Raw genomic sequence first — 24057 nt, 5'->3', positions numbered from 1 at the left:
CGGTGATCGTTTTCGTGCATTTTTAGTCGGAAATGCTGGAGAACGGTCACAGAGGTGAATGGACCTCGCATTCAGCGCATTCGGCGGCAGACAACCATCACCCAATTGGCCGGTAGACTGGGTAATCTTAAATCACGCAAGCGAATAAAGGCGTTTCTTGAAGGAGCGATATGAAGCCATTGAGCCCGTGGCATGTACTGAATTCCATGCTCACTGCCCTCGTCGTTACTGCGGTGATAGTCTTCCCGTTCCTCGCCGTTTACTTTATGGGAACGAATTTCGGCAATGGCGATGAAACCGGCGTTGCGGATGCGGACTTTCATGATGATTGCGCCTTTTTCCTGGAGATTTTGGCGCTGTTTATCGTTGTGGCGCTTGTCGTAATTGTCTACACGAATCTGCGCTCTCGTCTGCCGCGTGACATCGATTACAGCCGTGATTTGCCCGCGATGAGTCCGGGTTGCGCCACGTTGCTCAACGATATCGTCGACCCGCCCTCTGATATGTTCTCGCGCGTGGTCAATATCGGATCGTCGGCCATGGCCGCCACGTTGCTTGAGTTACAGGAGAAGAAGGTCATTGCCATCTACCCTGGTGTCGCGGCCGATTATGAGGGCTTCGATTTGCACCGTCCCGATGACGCAGGGTTGCAGGGTCGCATGCGTGAGGTCGCTGAGACGCAGCGTTCGTTCGCTGATGCCGCAGCTCAAAATACGGCCGATGCCAGCAACGGCAATGGCTCACGGGAATCCTCGCGTGGCCAAGGCCGTCACTATACCAAACGCCCCATGCCTATGAGCGGCATATTGGCTCGGCTCTTATGGAATACGGCGCTGGGTTCGAAGCTACGGATGAACGCCTACAGCCAATCCTGGCTGGGCGATATCAACCAGCCGTCGGATCTGGTAAGCACGATCTGCCTGTTGCCCCTGGCCTTTGAAGGCATTCAGACGTCGAACAATTTGAAAGATTCGAATGATCCGAACGGTTTGAACGAGCCGAATCACGCAAACGGTTTGAATGCTCCAAACTCTCTGCGCAGCCTGTCATCCACCGAGCGGGCGTTCCTGAGATTCCTGATGGACTTCTCGCGTTGGCAGCGCAGTACGGTTTTCGATCTGAACCAGCTTCGCACCGCCTGCGCAGCTGAGGCCAAGGCGCTGGAAGAGAGGATGCAAAGCGAGGAACGGAGCAAGCACGTGGTCGAAGTCAAAGACGGCGAGATCACGTGTCCGCAGGTGTCGGTCTCCTTCGACGGCTTGTTTAGGGGTTACCGTCCCCAAGCCAAATTTTTCCAAACGGTGCGTGGTGAGCTTCAGTCCTCGAAACTGGTCGCATACAACATGGGCCCGTTGATCGTGTTCTTTCTTGCCATGGCGATTGTTATTTTCCTTGGAGCCCCACCACTTATGCGGATGTGGGATGCCGACGCCGGCTATACGGCGATCGGTCTTGGTGCGCTGGGCTGCTTCATCGGCATCACGATGTTGTTCTGCGTGCAGGCCTATGCCCTGACCGCAGAGGGCAAGCGTGCGGCGATCCAACTGTTGGGTCTCAAGAAATATATGCGTGATTTCAGCGATTTCTCATCCCGCGGCATCGCGGACGTGGAGGTCTGGGGCCAGTACCTCATTTATGCCACCGCACTCGGTCTGAGTGAGCGCACGAACCGCCAGCTTTCCGTCTATATCTATCTCTACGCGGTGATGGAAACCTATAACTACTACGGCACCGATTACGAGAGCATCGTCATGGGCGACTCCGCGAACTCCAGTGGGGCCTCCAATGAGACTTACACCGATTCCGACCTGTTGGACGCGTCGTAGGGCATGGCTTCTGGATAGGGCTGAAACCGAAATGCCATATACGTCGTGATCCGTCGTCACGCATTCCTCCCTGAACCCACATGGTCTATTCATGACTATCCATTCGGCATCCATACGTTGTCTGTCTTTATTTTTTTCTTTGGCCCGTGATTTCTGTCGCCGTATTTCGCTAAAATAAAAGTTTGTTATGCCAAGAGACGGGCTGCCGCATGGGTTCGTTTCTTCATTTGGGTTCAGCCACGTGGCCGCGTCCGTTAAATCGGCCGGGTCTGCGGCGGCGAATCGGCAACATTTCGCCGGGTTTCGGCGGAATACGATAGTGGGCGCGTTCGGCTCCATCAGCCGCTGGGCACGAAAGTGCGGCGCCGCCCCTGACATGTACGCTGATATGCGGCAGCGACAGGTGAAACAATGGTTAACGCTATTGAGGCATTTGATGCCAAGCACATGAAGCCCTCGGATTCTATCCCGGAGTTCCGTCCCGGCGACACCGTCGAGGTCAACGTCAAGATTCAGGAAGGCAACAATTCCCGTCTTCAGGCGTTCACCGGTGTGGTGATTGCACGTTCGGGTGCCGGCCTGCGCGAGACGTTCGTCGTCCGTAAGGTCAGCTTCGGCTGCGGCGTGGAGCGTCGCTTCCCGCTGCACTCCCCGTCGATCGATTCCATCAAGGTGCTGCGTCACGGCCGCGTTCGTCGCGCCAAGCTCTACTACCTGCGCGCTTTGCGTGGCAAGGCCGCTCGTATCACCGAGCGTCAGGACAACAGCGCCAAGGCGTGAATGCAAGCCTAAATGGCTAGGTGCTTTACGGCAGTCGGACTCCAAGGTTCGGCCGCCGTTTTTGTTTTCTTTTGAAGCCGGAATACCTGTTTTGTCATGCATGATCTCTGTATGGTGCCCTATACTATGATAGTTTCCGGTAATGAGGGCCCATTGTTTTCGTGAGCCGTGATATCAAAGTGTATATGGTTGGGAGGCACGGATGGCAGCGGATGATACGCGCGGTGATGAGCGGCGTGCTGCGGATTCGCATATCATCGAAGTTGCGGACTATGGCGTGAGTCCCGAACCCCGGCCACGCAATCTTCGTGCCAATCCGGAACATGCCGACCCCGAGTCGCAGGGCTATACGTTCCATGATTTTCTGAGTTTTGTGGTGCCTTTCGCGATATTCGTCGTGATTCTGGCGTTGCTGCGGGTATTCGTCATCGGCGTCTACGAGATTCCCTCCGGCTCCATGGAGGACACCATTCAAATCGGCGATCGTCTGGTCACCAATCGTCTCGCTCGACCTATGAACAAGCTCAGGCGTGGCGATGTCATCGTTTTCAAAGACCCGGCGCACTGGCTTGTCGGCACCGATAATCATGGTTCCGATGATCTCATCAAGCGGCTCATCGGCATGCCCGGCGACGTCGTGGCCTGCAAGGGCAGCGGTTCCCCGGTCACCGTCAACGGAGTGGCGATTGACGAAACCCCGTATATCAAGCCCGGCACCGAACCTAGCAATTTCGCATTCAAGACCAAAGTGACTGCCGGCAACGTCTTCGTGATGGGCGACAACCGCGCCAATTCCGCTGATTCACGCTACCATGCCGAGGACGGCAACGGCGGGCTCGTCCCGATTTCCAAGATCAGCGGGGTAGCGATGCTGACCTTCTGGCCGTTCAGTCATTTCAAGGTCGTCAAGTCGCATCACGAGGTTTTCGCCGCCGTGCCGGGTGTGCCGAAATCATGACCTTGCAATCCAACAGTGAGGCCGCTGAGGAGCCCAATCGTGCTGTGCGTCATGTTGCTGAGCCGACGTTGGATTTGGAACGGGAATTGGCCGGACAAGGTTTCGATTTGATTGTCGGATTCGATGAGGTGGGTCGTGGTGCGCTCGCCGGCCCGGTGATGGTCGGTGCGGCGGCGGTGTGGGCCCGTGATCTGGATGGTCTTGATGTGCCGGATGGCGTCGCCGATTCCAAACTGCTGACGGAGCACAAGCGCGAGGCGATGTTCGAAGGGCTGCGCTCCTGGTGTGCGGCCAGCGCGGTCGGCCAGGCGAGCAATAAGGAAATCGACGAATGGGGCATTTCCTACGCTTTGGGCATCGCGGCCCTCCGTGCGGTCAAGGAGGTCGAGCGCGAACTGAACATCGACTCGGGCCGGCTTGGTGTCGGGGCCATTTTGGATGGTCCGAACGATTATATTTCCAAGGCCGCTGGGACATTCGACGCGCCTGCAGTACCGGTTTTGCCGAGCGTGACCACCAAAGTGAAGGCCGACCAAAGCTGCGTGCTCGTTTCCACCGCTTCCGTCATCGCCAAGGTGACGCGAGATCGGTTGATGGTTGCTTTGGCGCAAGGCAATCCGAGCTACGCGCCCTACCAGTGGCAGCACAACAAGGGTTACGGCTCGGCCGCCCATCGCGCCGCGATTGCCGAGTACGGCCCGACACCGCTGCATCGTGTCAGTTGGCATTTGCTCTGAACGCATCCTTTTATATCGGCGCTGCCGGTTAGCGGCAGACCAATCGGAATTCCGTCCGTGATTCTGGCGAAGGTGAAGGCTGCCGTTGCCGCACTTTGCCGGCAGGGCGGCGTGACATTTGCCTTTGATATTTTCGAAGGTTGGTGATGTTGTTGGTTTGCAAGCACAATGGCAAAGGGCCGGCGCACCTGTGTGATAGGCAAGGCCGAGTAGACTTGTGAGCGTTCACTTAAAACTGCGTCCCGGGACGTACATCTGCTGGCAAAGGGAGGTAGGATGAGCGCTCAACGTAACGGCCAAAAGCGGCCATCGATGTTCGAGGTGGCCAAGATAGCCGGGGTGAGCCACCAGACAGTTTCCCGCGTCATCAACCATTCCTCTGAAGTCTCCGATGCCACCCGTGCCCGTGTACAGCACGCCATCGACGCGCTCGGCTACCGTCCCAGCAATTCCGCACGAACCTTGGCCTCGCACCGTTCTCGTACGATCGGCCTCATCGCCGGCGGCCTCAATTTCCTCGGCCCGATTTCGGCGATCGGAGCCATTGAAACCATTGTGCGCCGTCACGGTCTGTTCCTCATGGTTTCCATGGTGCACGAGGCGCGTTGCACCCAAAGCGAGTTCGAAAATCTGTGCCGTACCTTCGAGGAGCAGAACGTCGATGCCTTCATCTTCCTGACACCCACGGATATCATGTTTTCGGCGGCCTGCCGGACCAGGCTTGACGAGCCGCGCGTCCTGATCACCTCCACCCACGGTAACCTGTCGATGAGCCGGGCGGGCGGCCTGATGGACGCCGAGGGCCGGGGCCGCACGGCTTTGATGGGCATCGACCAGTGGGGGGCGATGCGTGAGGTGGCGCGTCTCATTTCCCGGTTCGGCCACCGCTCGGCGCTCTATTTCGCCGGTCCGCTGCAATGGCGCGATGCCGTGACGAGGTTGCTTGGCTGGCGTAAGGCCTCAGCCTCTTTACGCATCGAATCACGCGAGGTACAGTGCGATTCCTGGGATTCTTCGGAAGCCTACGCGCGTATGAACCATGAGCTGGAGAGTCTTGGATCGGTCGGAGCCAGGAAGCCGACGGTCGTCGTCACTGCCAACGATGCGCAGGCGATTGGCGTGACCCGCGCCCTGCATGAGCATGGTCTGCGCATTCCGCAGGACATCAGCGTGGTCGGTTTCGATGACATGACCGGAGTCAACGACATGTGGCCGCCGCTGACCACCGTCCGCCCGGATTTCGAAGGCCTTGGCACGGCTTCGATGCGCGAGACGCTGCGTCTGTTAGGCGAAGGCCCCGAAACGACGTTCGTAGCCAACGCTCATGGGGCCGGTCTTATTCCTGCTGAGGTGATTCAGCGCCATTCGCTGGGTCCGGTGCCGCGGCTTTAGCCATCAACTGCGAGCTTCTTGGGTGCGGTGGCTGGTTGTCGGTAATCGAATCGGCAATGTCGTAATCTATCTTTCGGATGAAGTCGTGTCGTATATGTGTCTTTTACTTGCTTGTGTCGGTGGTCCAGGTAAAAGACACAAATAAGCCGTTAACTGTGTCTTTCTACTTAGTACACCCGTTATCGTAAGCAAAAATACAAAGTTAGCGACACGAAAGTCAGTCACTTAAGTAAGAAGCGATGGCTATTGCCTGAATCGGACCGGTTTCATCCGTTGATTCCGTTTTCGGCGTCGCGGATGGCGCCGATGGTGATGGCAGTGCGCAGCACATAGGCGTCGCGAGGGTCGTTGGCATCCCAACCGGTGGCGTCGGCGGCGCGTTTGATGCGGTAGCGAACGGTGTTCGGGTGAACATTCAATGCCTTGCCCGTAGCGTCGAGCGAACCGCCGAAAGTGAGGAACGCGGAAACTGTCTGCAGGGTCGGATCGTTTTCGTTCTCGCTTTTCAGGCTCTGGTAGACGCTGCGGTAGAGCTCATCAATGGCATCCTCATCGCCAATGAGCGCCCGTTCCGGCAACATGTCGGCCGCCCTGGCGGGCCGGGGAAGCGGATGAATTGCCGGCATCACATCGAATGCGGAAAGCACGGCGCCCAATGTCCGTGCGGCTCCGGCCGCGTTGTGGCGGGTCGGCCCGAGACATACCGGCTTTTCGCGGTCGAACGCCTTCATCACCGCGGTGCAGGTGACTTCGGGAGTGGCCGCGCTTTGCACCACGACCAGTCCGATCGTCAAGCCGTTGCTGCGACCGACCAGGCAATATTGGCTGCCGAGGTCGTGGGCGCCTTTAACCAGGATGGATTGCGCTGTTTCGAAAGTAACCGCCGCAACGCCCCCGATGGCGAAGCAGCTGAAGGTTTCCGGCCAGCCCAGCACATGCAGTAGCGAAACGACCCGTTTGTCGTGGATTCCGTTGGCGAGGCACTCGAAGGCTATGGCCTCCAGGTTTTCGCGGTTGCCTAGTTTTTCGAAGGCTTTGAGCTGTGCGGCGTCTTTTTTGCTGTCGTGTGTGTCCGCGATGACGGTGATATGTGGTGTCTGGTTTTGGTCAGAGGAAAGCCTGTCGCTGGCCGTTTTTTCACGGTGCGCGATATCGAGTGACCCTTCGGCGAGGCTCAGAAAATCGGCTGGGTTTTCCGAGCCTGTGCCTTTGTTGTCGCTATCGTGCATGTTCATACTTACGATTCTAGTCCGGCGGCTTCGTCGGCCCGTTGCAGATGGGATTGTGTGCGTTGCGCTCGTGAGTCTTGCCAGAATGTCAGGAGCACAAAGCCCAGGACGAAAACCAGCGGCAACATGTGACGCTCGAAATTGTTGGCCGGGGAAGTGACCATGACCCCCATCAAAAGCAACAGCGGAAGGTGGGTCGCCAGCGTTTTCCAGCGGCGCAAAATGACCTCGGCCGCGCCCAAAAGCAAGGTAATGATGACATAGGTGTTGCCGTGGATGAGAAAACCGAGTATGGGCTTCGAACTCCAGCTTTCCACGAAATCGGTGATGTTTTTCCTCCAGCCGGCGCACCAGCTTCCGATCCAATCGGTGAAGTTTGCACTGCCTGCATAGGTGACGTAATACGTCATGTCGATATACGGCGGATCCATGATGTCGAAATACCCATAGCTTTTGGCCAGCAAAGCGTCCAGTGAGATACGCGGATTGGCTTTGACTATTTCTAGCCAGGCGGCGTTGAAGTTCTTCATATCGGCTTTGGTGACGGTGCGCCAGCGGTAGCTGACACGTTTCGCCTGGATTCCCGATGATTTCACGGGGTCGGTGTCCTGCGGGGAATAGGCTTCGGCCATTTGGTCGAGATTGAAGATCGGGGCCAGTTTGTTTCTGGCGTCCTGTGGTATTCCATTCGGGTTGAGCACGGCAACGCGGGCGATCTGCTGGAGCTGGACGCCATGGCTTTCGATCGGGTCGCCGTTGATGATGATGCCGTTATGTGTGGCCAGGCCGAGTGCGCCCTCAAAGAGGATGACCGGCAGAAGCAAGCCGATAATGTAGGTTTTCCAACGTTTGTGGTCGGCGAGGAGAGCTATTACCAGCTCGAAAAGGATGATGTACAACGCGTATTTCGCCGAAATCATCATGATCAACGTCGAAAAGACCAGAGCGATGAACGTGCGTTTGCGCAGGTGAAGCACGATTCGCTCGTAGGAGGGGGAGGAGTCGAGATTCGAAGTGGTGTTATTGGCGTTTTCGCTGTTATCCGGTGCCTCTGTCTTAGCGCTGTAACCGATGTCTAGTTTCTGTTGTGTGCCTGATTTCGTTGATTTCCCAGATGAGCGTTGCCGTAATTTCGCGGTGCAGAGGATTTCGTAACCCACGCCGAACCACCAGACGAACGCGAAGGCGAACAGCGGCGATTTGGTCAGGCTTATCGTTGAAAACAGCACCAACGGGCAGACCAGGAAGAACAGAAGGATGACAAAGCGGGGGAGAGGACCGACGAATCTCGGGTCTTCGGCCCTCTCGGCCATTGAGGTGGGTTGCTTGTTCTTGGGAGGCGTCGCCGACAGGAAATCGATGAGCTTCCTACGAGGATTGAGCCAGGGGTGATTGAAGAAGCGGTTGGCGGTCGCGGCCAGGCAGAATGCGGCGAAGAGCAATTGGGCGAAGGCGAGCAGTGCGATTCCCCAGTCGTTGGCGCCGGTGAAATAGCGGGAAACCGTTCCGGCGCCGCCGTAGATCAGGGTGAGCACGATGTTGTGCTGGTCGGTCAGATAGGTGGGTTTGGTAGGCCATAGGTAATGGGCGGTGGGGTAGATGTCCATCGGGACGAACGAAAAGAAGCCAATATAGGGTTGTTTCAAGCCCGTCCATTGGTTCCATGCCCAGCTGAATTCGCGGAACTGGCTGCGGATGTCCGCACCGAACGCCGCCACCAGTGTTATCGGGATCCACAACCAACCGATGATGAGAATAACTGCGATTTTCCACCATTTGTCGGTGCTGGCCATCATGCATCGGCGTGCAGCGGAACGGAGGGCCGAAGCCGCGCGTCGTGTGTATTGCCAAATTCTGGTACGCAGCCAAACTTTATCGTCGAATTTTGCGTCCTGTTTGGCCTCTGATTGGTCATATGGCATGGCGATTGAAGCAGTGTCTGGTTTTTTTGTTTTGTTGTTTGCGCAATGATGGGTTTGCCGGCGTTGGCGTCTTGCGGCAAGTTTGGCGCGCAGGCCGAAATCATAGGGGATAAGCAACTGCCCATGTGAAAAACGGACGAGTTCGACAATGATCACCATGCAGATGACGAACGTGAAGACGAAGATAGCGGCGTTGTTCCAGGAGAAGGCTCGTATCGTGGCAATGCCTGGGTTGAATTCGTATTGCCGGTATAGCGGTCCGAGAGAGGTGCACAATGCAATCCAAAGGCTTGCCGCCACCGCCAGCGCCCAGCACAGGAAACTGAAAAGCCTGCCAAAATGCTTCTTGCCATCTCCTGACCCCTGCGGGTAGACTTCGTCGTCACTGTGACGGCTGGAGGTACCTGTGGGGTTCGGATTGCTCATAACCGGCATTCTATCGTTTGATGTCAACCTCGACCATATTACTTGTTGTCTGAATTGTATGGAATCACAAAGTATCTCCGCGTCTTTTCGGATACAGTGGTGCTATGAGCAATGAGACCGATTCCCCGATTGTCGGGCAGGTAAAGCAGATCGAAGCGCAATATGCGCATTTTGCGCGAAAGATCGGGGCACATAAGCCGCAGATGCCCCAAACCGCCGGGGCGGTGGATGCGCTGATAGCACTTGCCACGCTCGATTCCACCAATATTCTGGCTCGGAAAATGATGGCGAATGGAGACCTCAACGTCATTGACGCGCAGGGCTTGCCCCGAATGGCTGCGATGTGCGCCGATGCACAGAGTGCCGGGCACGGGCGTCTCGGCCGGCAGTGGAGCGACAAGGCCGGCGGGGCTTCGTTCCTTGTTACGTATTGCACCGCATTACCGCAACGTTTGGTGACCGACTCGCATTACAACGGGTGGTTCACGATTGTCGCCGGGCTTGCGGCGCTTGATGCTTTGAACGATGCGCTCGCGCAGTGCAGTGCCAAGCCGCTTGACCCGACGCACGGCCTGGAGCTCAAATGGCCGAACGACATTTTCTACGATGGTCACAAGCTTGGCGGCATCCTGGCTGAGCTGGTCCAATTGCCGGAAGGAATGAATCGTCTGGGTGCGCAGTGCCGCAACGCGGGTTCAGGCGAAACCGACATGTCGGATGGCCGCGAAAATCGAAGCGATGACGGGGAGCCCGCCGTTGGCGTGATGTTCGGTATCGGCATGAACCTTGGCCTTCCTGCCGAAGAGCTGCCGACCCCGATTTCCACCTCCCTGCAGCTGCTTTATGCTCCGTTGCCCGATCCCGCCACGATGCGTGATATGGTCGCGGCACGGCTGGCGAAGTCGTTGAAGCGACGGCTTGCGGTTTTGGCCGCCGATCCCGAAACCGAATCTCCGCGATTGCTGGAAGAGACCCGAAGCAAGTGCTGGACGCTGGGACGCGAGGTCGAGGCGAAATTCACCGACGGCTCGAAGCTCACCGGCAAGGCCCTTTCACTCAATGCCGATGCGTCGCTGACTATACAGGACGAGCATGGCGGCCCACACGTCGTCAAAACTGCGGATGTGGGCGTGCTTGCTTGAGAATGCATCGTCGGTTCGGGTTTTGGCTATGTGCTTTCCTTTTGTCTTTAATACCCGGCTTTCGGTCTTTCTGATGGTGAGTGAGTTTCACTGTGAGATGAATGATAATTAGGAATCAGACATCGTATTGACATATTTATGTCTTTTTGGGCAGTTTTCTTTAATATATTCGGATAATTTTCATGTCTTCTTGAGTTTGTGTAAACCTACAAAAGCGGTCGGGCGATTTTGTCGATTCGTGTGATTTCATCGGTGGGGGATAGGCGATAGGTTGAATAGCATGGTCAAAAATGTCAATAAACTGCTGGTGGCGAACCGCGGCGAAATCGCGCTGCGTGTTATTCGCACAGCCCACGAAATGGGGATTCCGACTGTCGCGATCTACGCCGAGCAGGACAGAGATGCACAATATGTAGAGATGGCCGACGAAGCCTATCTGCTGCATGGGGATTCCTACCGCTCCTATATGGATGAGGATCTGATCATCGACGTGCTGCATCGCAGTGGCGCCGATGCCGTCCATCCTGGATATGGCTATCTTTCCGAAATCGCTTCGTTCGCCGACAAGGTCATCAAGGCCGGCGCCACTTGGATCGGCCCGAGCCCGACGGCGCTTACCGACCTCGGCGACAAGATCACGGCCCGCCGCGTGGCCAAGCGCGCGCACGTGCCACCGGTGCCGGGACTTTCCGAACCGGTCAGCAATATGCGCGAGCTTTTGACATTCGCCCAGATCAACGGCTATCCGGTGATGATGAAACGCACCGATGGCGGCGGGGGCAAAGGCATCACGCTGATTCACAACGACGATGAGCTGCGCAGCTTCTATATGAACCACGACGCGCTGGAAGGCGGCGACCTCAACGAATACTTCGTCGAGCTCTTCATCGACAAGGCTCGTCACGTCGAAACCCAGTCCGGCCGTGATTCGCACGGCAACTTCACCGTCTATTCCACGCGTGACTGCACCGTGCAACGCCGCAACCAGAAGCTCATCGAAGAGGCCCCGGCCCCGTTCCTCACCGACGACGAGAGGGAACAACTCGAGCGTTACTCCCGCAGCTTGTTCAGCGCCGTCGATTACGTCGGCTTGGGCACTTGCGAGTTCATGGTCACCGAGCAGCACAAGGTCTACTTCCTTGAGGTCAACCCGCGCCTGCAGGTCGAGCACACGGTTTCCGAGCAGGTTTCCGGCCTCGATTTGGTGCGCGAACAGATCAACATCGCCAACGGAGAGGAGCTTACCAAAGCCCCGGAGAGCCACGGCCATGCCTTCGAGCTGCGCATCACCAGCGAGGATCCGGACAAGAACCTTACCCCGTCCGGTGGCACGCTGACCCGGCTGGATTGGCCCAGCGGCCCCGGCATCCGCATCGATTCCGGCGTGAAGGTCGGCGATGTGGTCTCTCCGAAGTTCGATTCGATGATGGGCAAGCTCGTCGTCACCGCGCAGGACAGGCCCACCGCTGTTGCCCGCGTGCGTCGCGCGTTGAAGGAATTCCGTTTGGAAGGCGTGCCGACACCGAAGGCATTGTTTGAAACGATTTTCAACGATCCGGAATTCACCGCCGAGGACCATCCCTTCTCCGTATATACCAAGTGGCTCGAGCGCAAATACCTCAATCGCAAGCCAAACACTGCCGGCAGCGGCCAGCCCGCCTCGCTTTCGGGAGGCGAGGAACAGAAGCCGAAGAAGCAGGAGACCGATTCCTTCGTCATCGAAGTCGACAACAAGCGTGTCAAGCTCACCGTTCCGCGCGATATCGTCGACAACCTCACCGGTTCGGCCCGCGCCCGCGGTTCACATCGTCCCACCCAGCCGTTGCGCGGTTCCTCCTCGGGAGCCGTCGAAGAGCGTGTGAAGGTCAACGACGGCAAGTCCGGCGTCATCGACTCGCCGATGCAGGCCATCGTCACGCGCGTCAATGTCGCCGAAGGGCAGAATGTCAACAAGGGCGACCTGCTGGCCGTGCTCGAAAGCATGAAGATGGAGAACTACGTCTATGCGCCCGTCAACGGTACGGTGCAGAAGATCTTCGTGGGTCCGTCCGATTCCGTGGATGCCGGCACCACATTGATGAAGATCGATGTGGACGGCGCCGCCAGCCGCGAGAAGTCCGGTGCAAACGGGAATGCCGCGGATAACGACAATGACAAGCCGGCCGATAAGGCCGCTGATGCCAACACGGCTACGGATTCGGCCACAACTGCAACGTCTGCCGATGACGCCGAGAAGGGAGGCGAGCGCTGATGACCGACATCATGACCACTACGGCCGTCGAAAAGGCCATGTCCAGTGATAAGCCCCTCGACCAGCAGCCGATTCGCGCTGCCGTCGCCCGCGCCGCCGAACTGGCTCGCGACGCCGAAAACCATGCCCATGCCCGTCAGAGCGCCAAGGGCAAGTTCACGGCCCGTGAGCGCCTCGACCTGCTTTTCGACACCGGCACCTTCCAGGAGATCGGCCGCTTCTGTGGCGGCAACATCAACAAAGGCATCGTCGGTTCCGCCGTCATCACCGGTTTCGGCGACGTCTACGGCCGCAAGGTCGCCGTCTACGCGCAGGACTTCTCGGTGCGCGGCGGCACGCTTGGCCACGCCGAAGGCGAGAAAATCTGTCACCTGATGGATATGGCACTCGACCTGAAAATCCCGGTCGTCGCGTTGATCGATTCGGGCGGTGCCCGTATACAGGAGGGCGTGGAAGCTTTGACCCAGTACGGCCACATCTTCCGCAAGACCTGCGAGGCCTCCGGTTTCATTCCCCAGCTTTCGCTGATTCTCGGCCCTTGCGCGGGTGGCGCGGTCTATTGCCCGGCGCTGACCGATTTCATCATCATGACCCGCCAGAATTCCAACATGTTCGTCACCGGCCCCGATGTGGTCAAATCCGTGACCGGCGAGACCATTTCCATGGAGGATCTGGGTGGCGGCAAGGTGCACAACACCGTCTCCGGCGTCGCGCACTACTTGGGCGAGGACGAGGCCGACGCGATCGATTATGCGCGCACGGTGCTCGCCTATCTGCCTTCCAGCTGCGAAGACAAGCCGCCTGTCTACGCCTATGCGGCCACTCGCGCCGACCGTTCCACCGCCGAGCGCCTCGGCACCATCGTTCCCGACAACGACCGCCAGCCCTACGACATCAACGAGGTCATCCGCTGCATCGTCGACTACGGCGAATTCGTGCAGGTACAGGAGCTTTATGCCAAGTGTGCCGTGGTCGGTTTCGCCTGCATCGAAGGCCATCCGGTGGGTATCGTTGCCAACCAGCCCAACGAGCAGGCCGGCATCCTGGATGTCGATTCCAGCGAGAAGATCGCTCGTTTCGTCCGCCTCTGCGATGCGTTCAACCTGCCGGTGGTCACCTTGGTTGACACCCCCGGCTACAAGCCGGGCAGTGATCAAGAGCACGCGGGCATCATCCGCCGCGGTGCCAAGGTCATCTACGCCTACGCCAATGCGCAGGTGCCGATGATCTCGGTCGTGCTGCGCAAGGCCTTCGGCGGCGCCTACATCGTCATGGGTTCCAAGGCGATCGGCGCAGACGTCAACTACGCCTGGCCTTCCAGCCAGATTGCGGTTTTGGGCGCGGCCGGAGCGGTGAACATCATCCACCGCAAGGATCTGCACAAAGCCAAGGAGCGTCGTCAGGACGTCGAGGCGCTGCGCCAGCAGTACATCGACGAGTACGAAAGCGAAACCCTGAATGCGAACCTTTCGCTGGAAACTGGCCAGATCGACGCGATGATCGACCCCGAGCAGACGCGTGAGGCCATTGCCGAGTCCCTGCGGCTGCTGCGCGACAAAAAACGTGTACGCCGCACCGACAAACACCATGGAAATCAACCCATGTAACGTTTGACCCTAAAGCGAAATCCAAGGCGGGGCAGGTAAGATTGTCACCAACTGCCTCGCGTCGGTTCGCTTGACATTGATTGTTTGATTTTTGTAATAACCGTAGAATTCCAACCTACTATAAGGAAGATAATGACTGAAAACACCTTCTTCTTGAATCGCCTCAGCACCGAGCCTCATGCGCTCGTTTTCGGCGGTCAATCCACGCCGTGGGTCAGCTCTCTGGCCGACGAATGCACCGACCCGACGTTGGCACAAAAGCTCAAGACGCATGCCGACGCTTCGGACCGCCTGCTTTCGGCGGTCACCCCTGATCTGCTGGCCACGATGGGTGGCACGGTTGATTTGTTCGGTTTCAAGGCCAATCCCGCCAAGCTCGGCCCTGCCGCTGACGCGGCAGCCAGTGTTCCGGGTATCGCCTTGGCTCAGTTGGGTGCACTTATCGACGCCGAGGGGCTTGGATATAACGTTGCACAGGCACGGCCGGTCGCCGTTCTCGGCCATTCCCAAGGCATTATCGCAGAGCACATGGTGGACGCCATCGAGGCGGCTGGTTCCATCGATGCAGCCAGTGACGCCATCGACGAGATTCTCGCCATTGCGCGTCTGATCGGTGCCGCCGGCACCCGTCAGTCCCGTCTGCTGCCGGTTTCCACGAAATTCGGCGATGCCACCCCGATGCTTTCCGTTCGTGGCGCCACCAAGCGCCAGATTGAGGTTTTGGTCGACCGTGTCGTGAAGCCCCGCGGGCCGATTGCGTTTGCAGTGACCAACGCCACCGATAATTACGTACTTTCCGGCCATCCCGAGGATCTTGCGGCCTTCGCCGTCGAGGTCGGCAAGGAGCACCGCCGTCAGGCCAAGCTGCGCGCCGACAAGGTGCGTGGCGGCGAGGTCTTCGACCCCATCCTCGAATATCTCGAGGTCACCGTTCCCTTCCATTCCCCGCTGATGGCCGAAGCCGTTGAATCCACTGTCTCGTGGGCGCAGGCTTGCGGCTTGGATACCGAGCGCGCCCGTACGCTGGCCAGCGAGGTGCTGGTCAACCACGTCGATTGGGCCTCACGCACCGATCAGCTGCTCAAGAGCAACGACCCGACCAAGCTTTGGATCGTGGACATGGGCCCGGGCAACACCGTCGGCAAGCTCGTCAGCGCTCTGGTGCAGGGCACCGGCGTCGGCGTGGTCGAAGCCGATAGTGAAGAGGCCCGCGCTGCGCTTTCCACCATGGAAGAGGAACCCACTCGCACGCAGGATTGGCGCAAGTTCGCCCCGAAGGTCATCTCCACCCCCGCAGGCGATAAGATCCGCACCAAGTTCAGCGATCTGACTGGCAAGCCGCCAGTGCTGCTGGCCGGCATGACTCCGACCACCGTCAACGCGGACATCGTCTCCGCCGCCGCGAACGCCGGATATTGGACTGAAATGGCCGGTGGCGGCCAGGTGACCCCGGCCGTCTTCGACCGTAACGTCGCAGCGCTTGACAAGCAGCTCGAAGAGGGCCGTACCATCGAGTTCAACGCAATGTTCATGGATCGTTATCTGTGGAACATGCAGTTCGGCCCCGCCGGTATCGTCGCCAAGAAGCGCGCCTCCGGCACCCCGATCGACGGCGTCGTGATTTCCGCGGGTATCCCCGAGCTTGACGAGGCCAAGCAATTGGTCGCCTCGCTTAACGAACAGGGCTTCCCGTATGTCGCCTTCAAGCCCGGCACCATCGACCAGATCCGTCAGGTCGTGCGCATCGCCAAGGCCGTCGCCCCGGTTTCCATCATCATGGAGGTCGAAGGCGGAGCCGCCGGTGGCCACCATTCTTGGGAATCCCTTGATGTCCTTTTGATGGACACCTACGCCGACGTGCGTGCCTGCAGCAACCTCGTGCTGGTCGCTGGCGGTGGCATCGGCACCCCTGATCGTGCTGCCGACTACATCTCCGGGCAATGGTCCCGCGTCTATAGCAAGCCTGACATGCCCGTTGACGGCGTCCTGATTGGCACCGCCGCGATGACGGCAAAAGAGGCCCACACCAATCCCGATGTCAAGCGCATGCTTGTTGCGACTCCTGGCATTTCGCCGAAGCCCGACGATTCCGACCCGTTCGCACCGCTCGGTGAGAACTGGGTTCCTGCCGGTCAGGTCGCCAAGGGCGGCGTCGCCAGCGGCCTGAGCCACTTGCATGCCGATATCTACGAGCTCGAGAATGCCTCGGCTCGTTGCGGCCGCCTCTTGGTGCGCGTCATGAAGCATCCGGAGGAGCTGGAAAGCCGTCGCGACGAAATCATCGAAGCGCTTGACAAGACCTCGCGCCCGTACTTCGGCGACCTCGACAAGATGACCTACGTCCAGTGGACGCAGCGTTTCGCCGACCTTACCTACCCGTGGGCCGATCCGACCTACGCCGACCGCTTCCTGCATCTCTTGCAGCGCGCTGAAGCCCGTGTCTGCGATCAGGAGTCCGGCGAGTTCGCCTCGCTCTTCACTTCCCGCGCCGACGTCGAAAATGATCCGCAAGGTGCCATCGACAAGCTGCAGCGTGCCTATCCGCGTGCCGCCGAGGTCACCGTGACCCCGTCCGATGTGGCTTGGTTCCCGACGCTCATTCACGAGTACCACAAGCCGGTGCCCTTCGTGCCGCAGATCGACAACGACCTGTTGCGCTGGTGGGGCCAGGACCAGCTTTGGCAGTCCGAGGATCCTCGTTATTCCGCCGATTCCGTACGTGCCATCCCCGGCCCGATCTCCGTGGCCGGCATCACCACCATCGACGAGCCTGTCGGCTCCATCCTTGGTCGCTTCGAGGCCGCTGCGCTCGATCGCACCCGTGAGATTAGCGGGGGAGCTGAGCCACAGGCCGCTTATGCCGAGCTCGATGCTGCGAAGACCGCCGAAGACTTCATTCGCAAGTCTCCGAACATCTCCTGGGTCGGCCACCTGATGGCCAATCCCGCCTTCGGCACGCCGAACGGCGATAAGTATTACGAAATCCGTGAGGTGGGCGACGAGAACGGCACCCAGATGTTCGATCTCGACATCCATCTCGACACCTTCTGGGACAACGATCCCGATGGCGGTCTGACCAAGCACGCGGTGCGCGACATCGTCATTCCGCTGAACGTCAAGCCAAGCGAACCCGGCCTCTTCCCGGTGGTCGACCGCGAACGTCTGCCCAAGCACGTCTACGCAATGCTGGCTGACACCGCCGGCATCGGCAACACCGCCATCACCGGTGACAAGTTGACCGCGATGCCCGAAATCGAGGAGATGAGTGATAAGGAGGCCTTCCCGTATGGTCAGGCTCACACCAGCTACACCCTCTCCGCAAACCTCGGTTACGACCACGAAGCCGCCACGGCCGGCAACATGCCTGGTTCGCTGAATGCCTCGCGTATCGCTCCCGACGCTTTGGTCGGCCCGGCCTGGCCCGCAATATACACGGCGCTTGGTTCCGTTTATGTTCATGGCTATCCGGTCATCGAAGGCCTCTTGAACGCGGTGCACCTCGACCATCAGATGGAGCTTGAGGTCACCGAGGACGAGCTTCTGGCCCATACCGGTGAGAAGATCGACCTGACGAGCTGGGCCGACGCCTACGCCGAGTCCGCTTCCGGCCGCATCGTCACCATCCACGTCATCCACACCGCCCTTGACGGCACCGTTCTGGCCCATGAGGTCGAGCGCTTCGCCGTGCGTGGACGCTCCTATTCTGACGAGCTGCCGGTGGATGTGCCCGATTACGGCGGCTACCTTTCCTATCGCAAGAGCCATATCGGCGCAGGAACGCCGTTTGACGAACAGAAAGATCAAGACAAGGACCCGGTGGTTGCGACCCCGCGTCGCATGCTCCGTCGCGTCACGTTGACCGCACCGAGCGAGATGACCGCGTTCGCGCGAACTTCCGGCGATTTCAACCCGATTCATACCTCACATCGCGGTGCCGCGGTCTCCGGCCTCAAGGCTCCGCTGGTGCACGGCATGTGGCTTTCCGCCGCCGCCCAGCACGTCGTGCAGGCGCGCGACGACAAGGGCGCACACTACGAGATCGTCGGCTGGACCTACAACATGTACGGCATGGTGCAGCTGGGCGACAAGGTCGAGATTTCGGTCGAGCGCATCGGCAAGCTGCGTCACGGCGGCATGACCCTCGAGGTCACCTGCCGCATTGACGGCAACATCGTCTCCCGTGGCACCGCCGCGGTTCGCGCCCCGCGTTCCGCCTACGTCTATCCTGGCCAGGGCATCCAGCAGCAGGGCATGGTCTTAGACGAGCGTGCCAAGTCGGCCGCCGCCCGCGAGACCTGGGAACGGGCAGACAAGCTCACCCGCGAAAAGCTTGGCTTCTCGATTCTTGCGATTGTTCGTGATAATCCGAAGACGCTGACCGCCAATGGCGTGACCTATCATCATCCCGACGGCCTTCTGAACCTGACCCAGTTCACCCAGGTGGCGCTCGCCACCGTCGCCTACGCCCAGACTTCGCGTCTGCGCGAGGCTGGCAGCGATATCTGGCCCGCCTACTTTGCCGGCCACTCGCTGGGTGAGTATAACGCGCTGAGCTCTTTCGCCGGCATCATCCCGTTCGAGACGGTGCTCGAGCTGGTTTTCCAGCGCGGTTCCGCGATGAACAGCCTGATTGACCGCGATGAGCAGGGACGTTCCAACTACCGCATGGCCGCCTTGCGTCCGAACCAGTTCGGCGTGGGCGACGACGGTGTGGATGACTACGTCAAGTCCGTCAGTGAGGCGAGCGGCGAGTTCCTGCAGATCGTCAACTACAACCTTTCCGGCCAGCAGTACGTCATCGCTGGCACGCTCAAGGGCCTTGAAGCCTTGAAGAAGGATTCCGCCCGTCGTGTCAAGGAGTACGGCGGCAAGCCTGCACTCATGTATGTGCCCGGTATCGACGTGCCGTTCCACTCCATGCTGCTGCGCAAGGGCGTGCCCGATTTCCGCAACAAGCTCGATACCCTGCTGCCGGAACACATTGACTACCAGCGTTTGGTCGGTCGTTATATCCCGAACCTTGTGGCGTCTCCGTTTGAAATGACCCGCGAGTTCGCGCAGAAGATTGTTGACGTCGTGCCGTCCACCCGCATTCAGGAAGCGCTCGACAACCCGGAGGTCTGGGATTCCTACGCCGCCGACGAGCAGAAGCTCGGCCGTTTGCTCTTTACCGAGCTGCTGGCCTGGCAGTTCGCCTCCCCGGTTCGTTGGATTGAAACGCAGGCCATCATGTTCGGCGATCCGGCACAGGGCGGCCTCGGTGTAGAGAACTACGTCGAAGTCGGCCTCGGCAATCAGCCGACGCTCGCGAACCTCGCCACCAAGACCCTGCGCCTGCCCGATTTCTCCGGCAGCGAGGTCGCGGTCTACAACCTGGGTCGCGACGAGCAGCGCGTCTATATGACCGATTCGGACAGTCTCGTCCTTGATAATGACGACGATACCGAAGAAGTTCCGGCATCGTCTCAGCCGGCAGCTGCCGCCCCGGCTCCGACGACACAAGCCGCCGCTCCCGCAGCAGCTTCGGCGCCTGCCGCGCCTGCCGCTGCAGCCCCGGCTGCTCCTGCTGCAGCTTCCGGCGAACGTCCGGCGGATTTGCCCTTCAAGGCGTCCGACGGTATCGCGATGCTCCTGGCTTACGCGGCCAAGGTGCGCCCCGACCAGATCGGCGAAAGCGATACCACCGATACCCTGACCAACGGCGTCTCTTCGCGTCGCAACCAGCTGTTGATGGACATCAGCTCCGAGCTTGGCGTGGCATCGGTCGATGGTGCCGCCGAGGCGTCGATTACCGACCTCTACGCTCTGGTCAACAAGGTGGCCCCGAACTACAAGCCGTTCGGACCGGTGCTTTCCGACATCGTGCGTGACCGCATTCGTGGCCTCTTCGGCGCCGCCGGCGTCAAGCAGGCACAGGTAGTCAAGCGCGTCACCGACACCTGGCAACTGGGCCTCGGTTGGGCCGACTATGTGCTCGGCACGTTGGTGCTCGAAACCCGCGAAGGCACGTCCTCGCGTGGCGACGATCTCGCCAGCCTCAGCACTGCTCAGGTCTCCAACGCCAATGATGCTAACGCGTTGATCGACGCGGCCGTGCAAAAGGTCGCTTCCGACCATGGCGTAACCGTAGCGCTTCCGAGCGCCGGTGGTGCTGGCGGTTCGGTGGTTGATTCCGCTGCACTTGACGCCTTCGCCGAGAAGGTCACCGGTGCTGATGGCGTGCTGGCCAAGACCGCACGTTTCGTGCTCGACGAGCTTGACATCAAGGCTCCCGTCGTAGACGTTGATGAGGATGAGGATGCCGCTGTGGTCGAAACCGTCGAGGCCGAACTTGGCAGCGATTGGGTCGATCAGGTCGCGCCGCGCTTCGACGAGCGCAAGGCTCTCCTACTCGATGATCGCTGGGCCAGCGCGCGTGAGGATCTCGTCCGACTGTATTACAACCATGACCAGAAGATCTCTTCGCTGAGCTTTATCGGAGCAGGCCATGAGGTCGCCGACCAGGCCACTTGGTTCGCTTCCAAGGCCGCGACCGACGATGACAGCATTCTCGCTTCGACCTTCAACCGCATCGCGGTCGAGGCTAGAAGCAACGCCAAGACCGACTCGAAGGCGTCCCGCTTTGCCGGTGACGTCGCAGTGGTCACGGGTGTGGCTCCGAACTCCATCGCGGGACAGGTCGTCGAAGGTCTGTTGGCCGGCGGCGCGACGGTGATTGCCACCTCCCACAGCTTCAAGCAGTCGGTGAAGGCTTGGGCCGAGCAGGTCTACCGCGAGCATGCGGTCGGCGATGCCAAGCTCTGGCTCGTTCCTGCCAACCTCTCCAGCTATCGCGACGTTGATGCGCTGGTCAAGTGGGTCGGCGGCGTGAGCAAGAAGACCACCGGCGCCACCACCACGATCCTGAAGCCGGCCTACGAGCCAAGCCTCTTCTTCCCGTTCGCGGCTCCTCCGGTGCATGGCACCATGGCCGATTCCGGTCAGCTTTTCGAGTCGCAGGCACGCCTGATGCTCTGGGGCGTCGAACGTGCGATCACCGGTTTCGCGGCCATCGGCGGCGACACCGATGTGCAGCACAAGCTCCACGTCGTCCTGCCTGGTTCCCCGAACCGTGGCGTCTTCGGCGGCGACGGTGCTTATGGCGAGGTCAAGGCTTCGTTTGATGCCATCGTCACCCGCGCCCGCGCCGAGAAGGATTGGTCCGGTCGTGTCACCTTCGCCCACCCGCTGATCGGTTGGGTGCGTGGCACCGGCCTGATGGGCGGCAACGATCCGCTGGTCGATGTGGTCGAACGTCATGGCATCCGCACTTATTCCACCGAAGAGATCGCACAGCAGCTGCTCGATCTGGCCGATGCCGGCGCCCGCAAGCAGGCCGAGAAGGCCCCGCTTCGCGCCGATCTGACCGGTGGCCTAGGAAGCGAGCCCATTGACATCGCCGCCCTGCGCGCCGAGGCCGAGGCCGACAAAGCCAATTCCGCCGCAGCAAGCGCCGACGAGAACACTCAAGCCGATGCCGCCAAGGACAAGGACGGGCAGGCGACGCTCATCAAGGCGCTGCCCACACCGAACCCTCCGCGTCAGGCTGAGGTGAACCTCGCCGACTGGCGCAACGTCACCGTCAAGCCTGAGGACGAGATTGTCATCGTCTCCATCGGCGAGCTGGGTCCGTGGGGCTCCGGCCGCACCCGCAATGAGGCCGAGTTGGGCATTCACTCCGATGGCAGTGTTGATCTCTCCGCCGGAGCCGTGCTTGAATTGGCCTGGAACATGGGCCTGGTCACCTGGCAGGATAGCCCGAAGGCCGGTTGGTATGACACCGACGGCAACCTTGTACCCGAAGAGGACATCGCCGAGCGCTATCACGACGAAGTCGTGGCCCGTTCCGGCCTGCGTCCCTTCGACAACGGCATGGGTAGCGGTGACTATCAGGAAGGCACTGCCAGTGGTGAGGTGGAAATCTACCTCGACCACGAGGTCACTTTCAACGTTCCCAGCGAAGAGGTCGCCCAGCAGTACGTCATCATGGACGCCGAGCATACGCAGATCGCCCAGGATGAAGAGTCCGGAGAGTGGAGCGTCACCCGTGAGCCCGGTTCGATGATTCGCGTGCCCAAGCGTTTCGCGATGACCCGCACCGTCGGTGGCCAGTTCCCGAAGGGCTTCGACCCGGTCAAGTGGGGCATTCCGGCCTCCATGGTCGGCGAGGTCGATGAGATCGCGCTCTGGAACATTGTCACCACGGTCGATGCCTACCTTTCCGCAGGCTTCACCCCGGCCGAGGTTCTGCAGACGATTCATCCTTCGATGGTCGCCTCTACTCAGGGCACCGGTTTCGGCGGCATGTCCAGCATGCGCAAGCTTTATCTCGACCGCTTCCTCGGCCACGAGATTCCGACCGACATCCTGCAGGAAGCCTTGCCGAACGTTGTCGCCGCGCACGTCATGCAGTCCTACATCGGCGGCTACGGCAATATGATTCAGCCGGTCTCGGCCTGCGCCACCGCCGCGGTATCGCTTGAAGAGGGCGTCGACAAGATCGCCCTTGGCAAGGCGGACTTCGTGGTCACCGGCGCGATCGATGACATCGGCGTGGACTCGGTGATTGGCTTCGGCAACATGGGTGCCACCGCTGACGCGAACGTGATGTACGGCAAGGGCATTTCCGACCGCTTCTTCTCCCGCTCCAATGACCGCCGACGCGACGGCTTCGTTGAGTCCGAAGGCGGCGGCACGATGCTCGTCACCCGTGGCGATATCGCGATGAAGATGGGCCTGCCCGTGGCGGCCGTGGTCGGTTACGTCCACAGCTTCGCCGACGGCGCGCACACCTCGATTCCGGCTCCTGGCCTTGGCGCTTTGGCTGCGGCTCAGGGTGGCAAGGATTCCCAGCTGGTCCGCCAGCTAGCGCGTCTCGGGGTCGCCCCCGACGACATCGCCGTGGTGTCCAAGCATGATACGTCCACCAATGCCAACGATTCCAACGAATCCGAGCTGCACAACTCCATCCAGCACGCCATCGGGCGTAATGATGGCAACCCGCTGTTCGTGATTTCGCAGAAGAGCCTCACAGGCCATGCGATGGGCGGTGCTGCGATCTTCCAGATCGATGGCTTGACTCAGCTGTTCAAGTCCGGTGTCATTCCCGCCAACGCGGCTCTCGACTGCGTCGACCCGAAGATGCGTAAGGACGACCACATGGTCTGGCTTCGCAAGCCGCTCAACATCGGCTCCGTCAAGGCCGGTCTGGTCACATCTCTCGGCTTCGGCCATGTCTCCGGCTTCGTCGCCCTCGTCAACCCCGGCGCCTTCGAGGCTTCGGTGGCCAACGAATATGGCCAGGATGCACTCGACGAATGGCGCAAGCGTGCCAACGAGCGTTTGGCCCGTGGCGAACGCCGCCGCCTGATGGGCATGATGGGCGAGGCCCCGCTCTATGAGGAGATCGACAACCGTCGCTTCCACGAAGACACGAAGACCTATAGTGCCCACGAGGCTGAAAAGGCGATGCTCCTCAACCCGGACGCTCGTCTCGGCTCCGACGGCTATTTCGCGTAACCGACAAGAGAGGTTCCGTCATCGCCTTTGAGTGATAGACGAAGCAATGGCCCGCCGCTGGTAAACAATCCAGCGGCGGGCTTCTTACTGTCTGGCCATTGGGCTTATTTTTCAATCGTATGGATGAGCGTAGTAACCCGACTCCGGCTCCGATACTGCGGCAGCAGCCGGTCCGCCCGAAGTACATTCCCTTGTTGCTCGCCTGCGAATATAGCGAAATCCTCAGCCG

General features: G+C 59.8%; 11 protein-coding genes. 9 read left to right on the top strand and 2 right to left on the bottom strand.

The window, feature by feature from the left end; all coding sequences use genetic code 11:
* Positions 1-170 precede the first annotated feature (170 nt).
* The 5 genes from PT279_RS03265 to PT279_RS03245 all read left to right on the top strand — a co-directional run bounded on the left by PT279_RS03265 (position 171) and on the right by PT279_RS03245 (position 5693).
* Entirely contained in the window at positions 171-1826 is a 1656-nt protein-coding gene (locus PT279_RS03265) for a DUF2207 domain-containing protein (protein WP_277165415.1), read from the top strand.
* Positions 1827-2237: 411 nt separating this feature from the next.
* Positions 2238-2606 (top strand): 50S ribosomal protein L19, encoded by a 369-nt coding sequence (rplS, locus tag PT279_RS03260; protein WP_277165413.1) that lies wholly within the window; start codon positions 2238-2240, stop codon positions 2604-2606.
* A gap of 202 nt (positions 2607-2808) precedes the next feature.
* Positions 2809-3564, top strand: a complete 756-nt coding sequence (lepB, locus tag PT279_RS03255; RefSeq protein ID WP_277165411.1) for a signal peptidase I — start codon at positions 2809-2811, stop codon at positions 3562-3564.
* Complete coding sequence (locus tag PT279_RS03250) at positions 3561-4301, top strand: ribonuclease HII (protein WP_277165409.1); 741 nt, start codon at positions 3561-3563, stop codon at positions 4299-4301. Before lepB ends, PT279_RS03250 begins: the two co-directional genes overlap by 4 nt.
* A gap of 276 nt (positions 4302-4577) precedes the next feature.
* Complete coding sequence (locus tag PT279_RS03245; RefSeq protein WP_277165406.1) at positions 4578-5693, top strand: LacI family DNA-binding transcriptional regulator; 1116 nt, start codon at positions 4578-4580, stop codon at positions 5691-5693.
* 266 nt (positions 5694-5959) lie between these two features.
* Here the strand turns inward: PT279_RS03245 and PT279_RS03240 are convergent, their stop codons facing one another.
* Both PT279_RS03240 and PT279_RS03235 read right to left on the bottom strand, forming a co-directional pair.
* Positions 5960-6928: a helix-turn-helix domain-containing protein gene (locus PT279_RS03240; protein WP_277165404.1), complete on the bottom strand. Its 969-nt coding sequence runs from the start codon at positions 6926-6928 to the stop codon at positions 5960-5962.
* A gap of 2 nt (positions 6929-6930) precedes the next feature.
* A complete protein-coding gene (locus PT279_RS03235) occupies positions 6931-9270 on the bottom strand; it encodes a DUF6020 family protein (protein WP_277165402.1) in 2340 nt (779 codons plus the stop codon).
* Positions 9271-9374: 104 nt separating this feature from the next.
* Between PT279_RS03235 and PT279_RS03230 the strand changes: the two genes are divergently transcribed.
* The 4 genes from PT279_RS03230 to PT279_RS03215 all read left to right on the top strand — a co-directional run bounded on the left by PT279_RS03230 (position 9375) and on the right by PT279_RS03215 (position 23828).
* Positions 9375-10412 carry a biotin--[acetyl-CoA-carboxylase] ligase gene (locus PT279_RS03230; protein ID WP_277165400.1) on the top strand — a complete coding sequence of 346 codons (1038 nt, stop codon included), beginning with the start codon at positions 9375-9377 and terminating at the stop codon, positions 10410-10412.
* A 280-nt stretch (positions 10413-10692) separates the two neighbouring features.
* Entirely contained in the window at positions 10693-12663 is a 1971-nt protein-coding gene (locus tag PT279_RS03225) for a biotin carboxylase N-terminal domain-containing protein (protein WP_277165398.1), read from the top strand.
* Positions 12663-14270: an acyl-CoA carboxylase subunit beta gene (locus PT279_RS03220; RefSeq protein ID WP_277165396.1), complete on the top strand. Its 1608-nt coding sequence runs from the start codon at positions 12663-12665 to the stop codon at positions 14268-14270. The genes PT279_RS03225 and PT279_RS03220 overlap by 1 nt, the downstream gene beginning before the upstream one ends.
* A gap of 132 nt (positions 14271-14402) precedes the next feature.
* Complete coding sequence (locus tag PT279_RS03215) at positions 14403-23828, top strand: type I polyketide synthase (RefSeq protein WP_277165394.1); 9426 nt, start codon at positions 14403-14405, stop codon at positions 23826-23828.
* Positions 23829-24057 lie beyond the last annotated feature (229 nt).

This window comes from Bifidobacterium sp. ESL0784 (assembly GCF_029433295.1).
Classification (GTDB): Bacteria; Actinomycetota; Actinomycetes; order Actinomycetales; family Bifidobacteriaceae; genus Bifidobacterium.
Note: the sequence above shows the minus strand (reverse complement) of the source record. Positions and strands in the feature narration are given on the sequence as shown.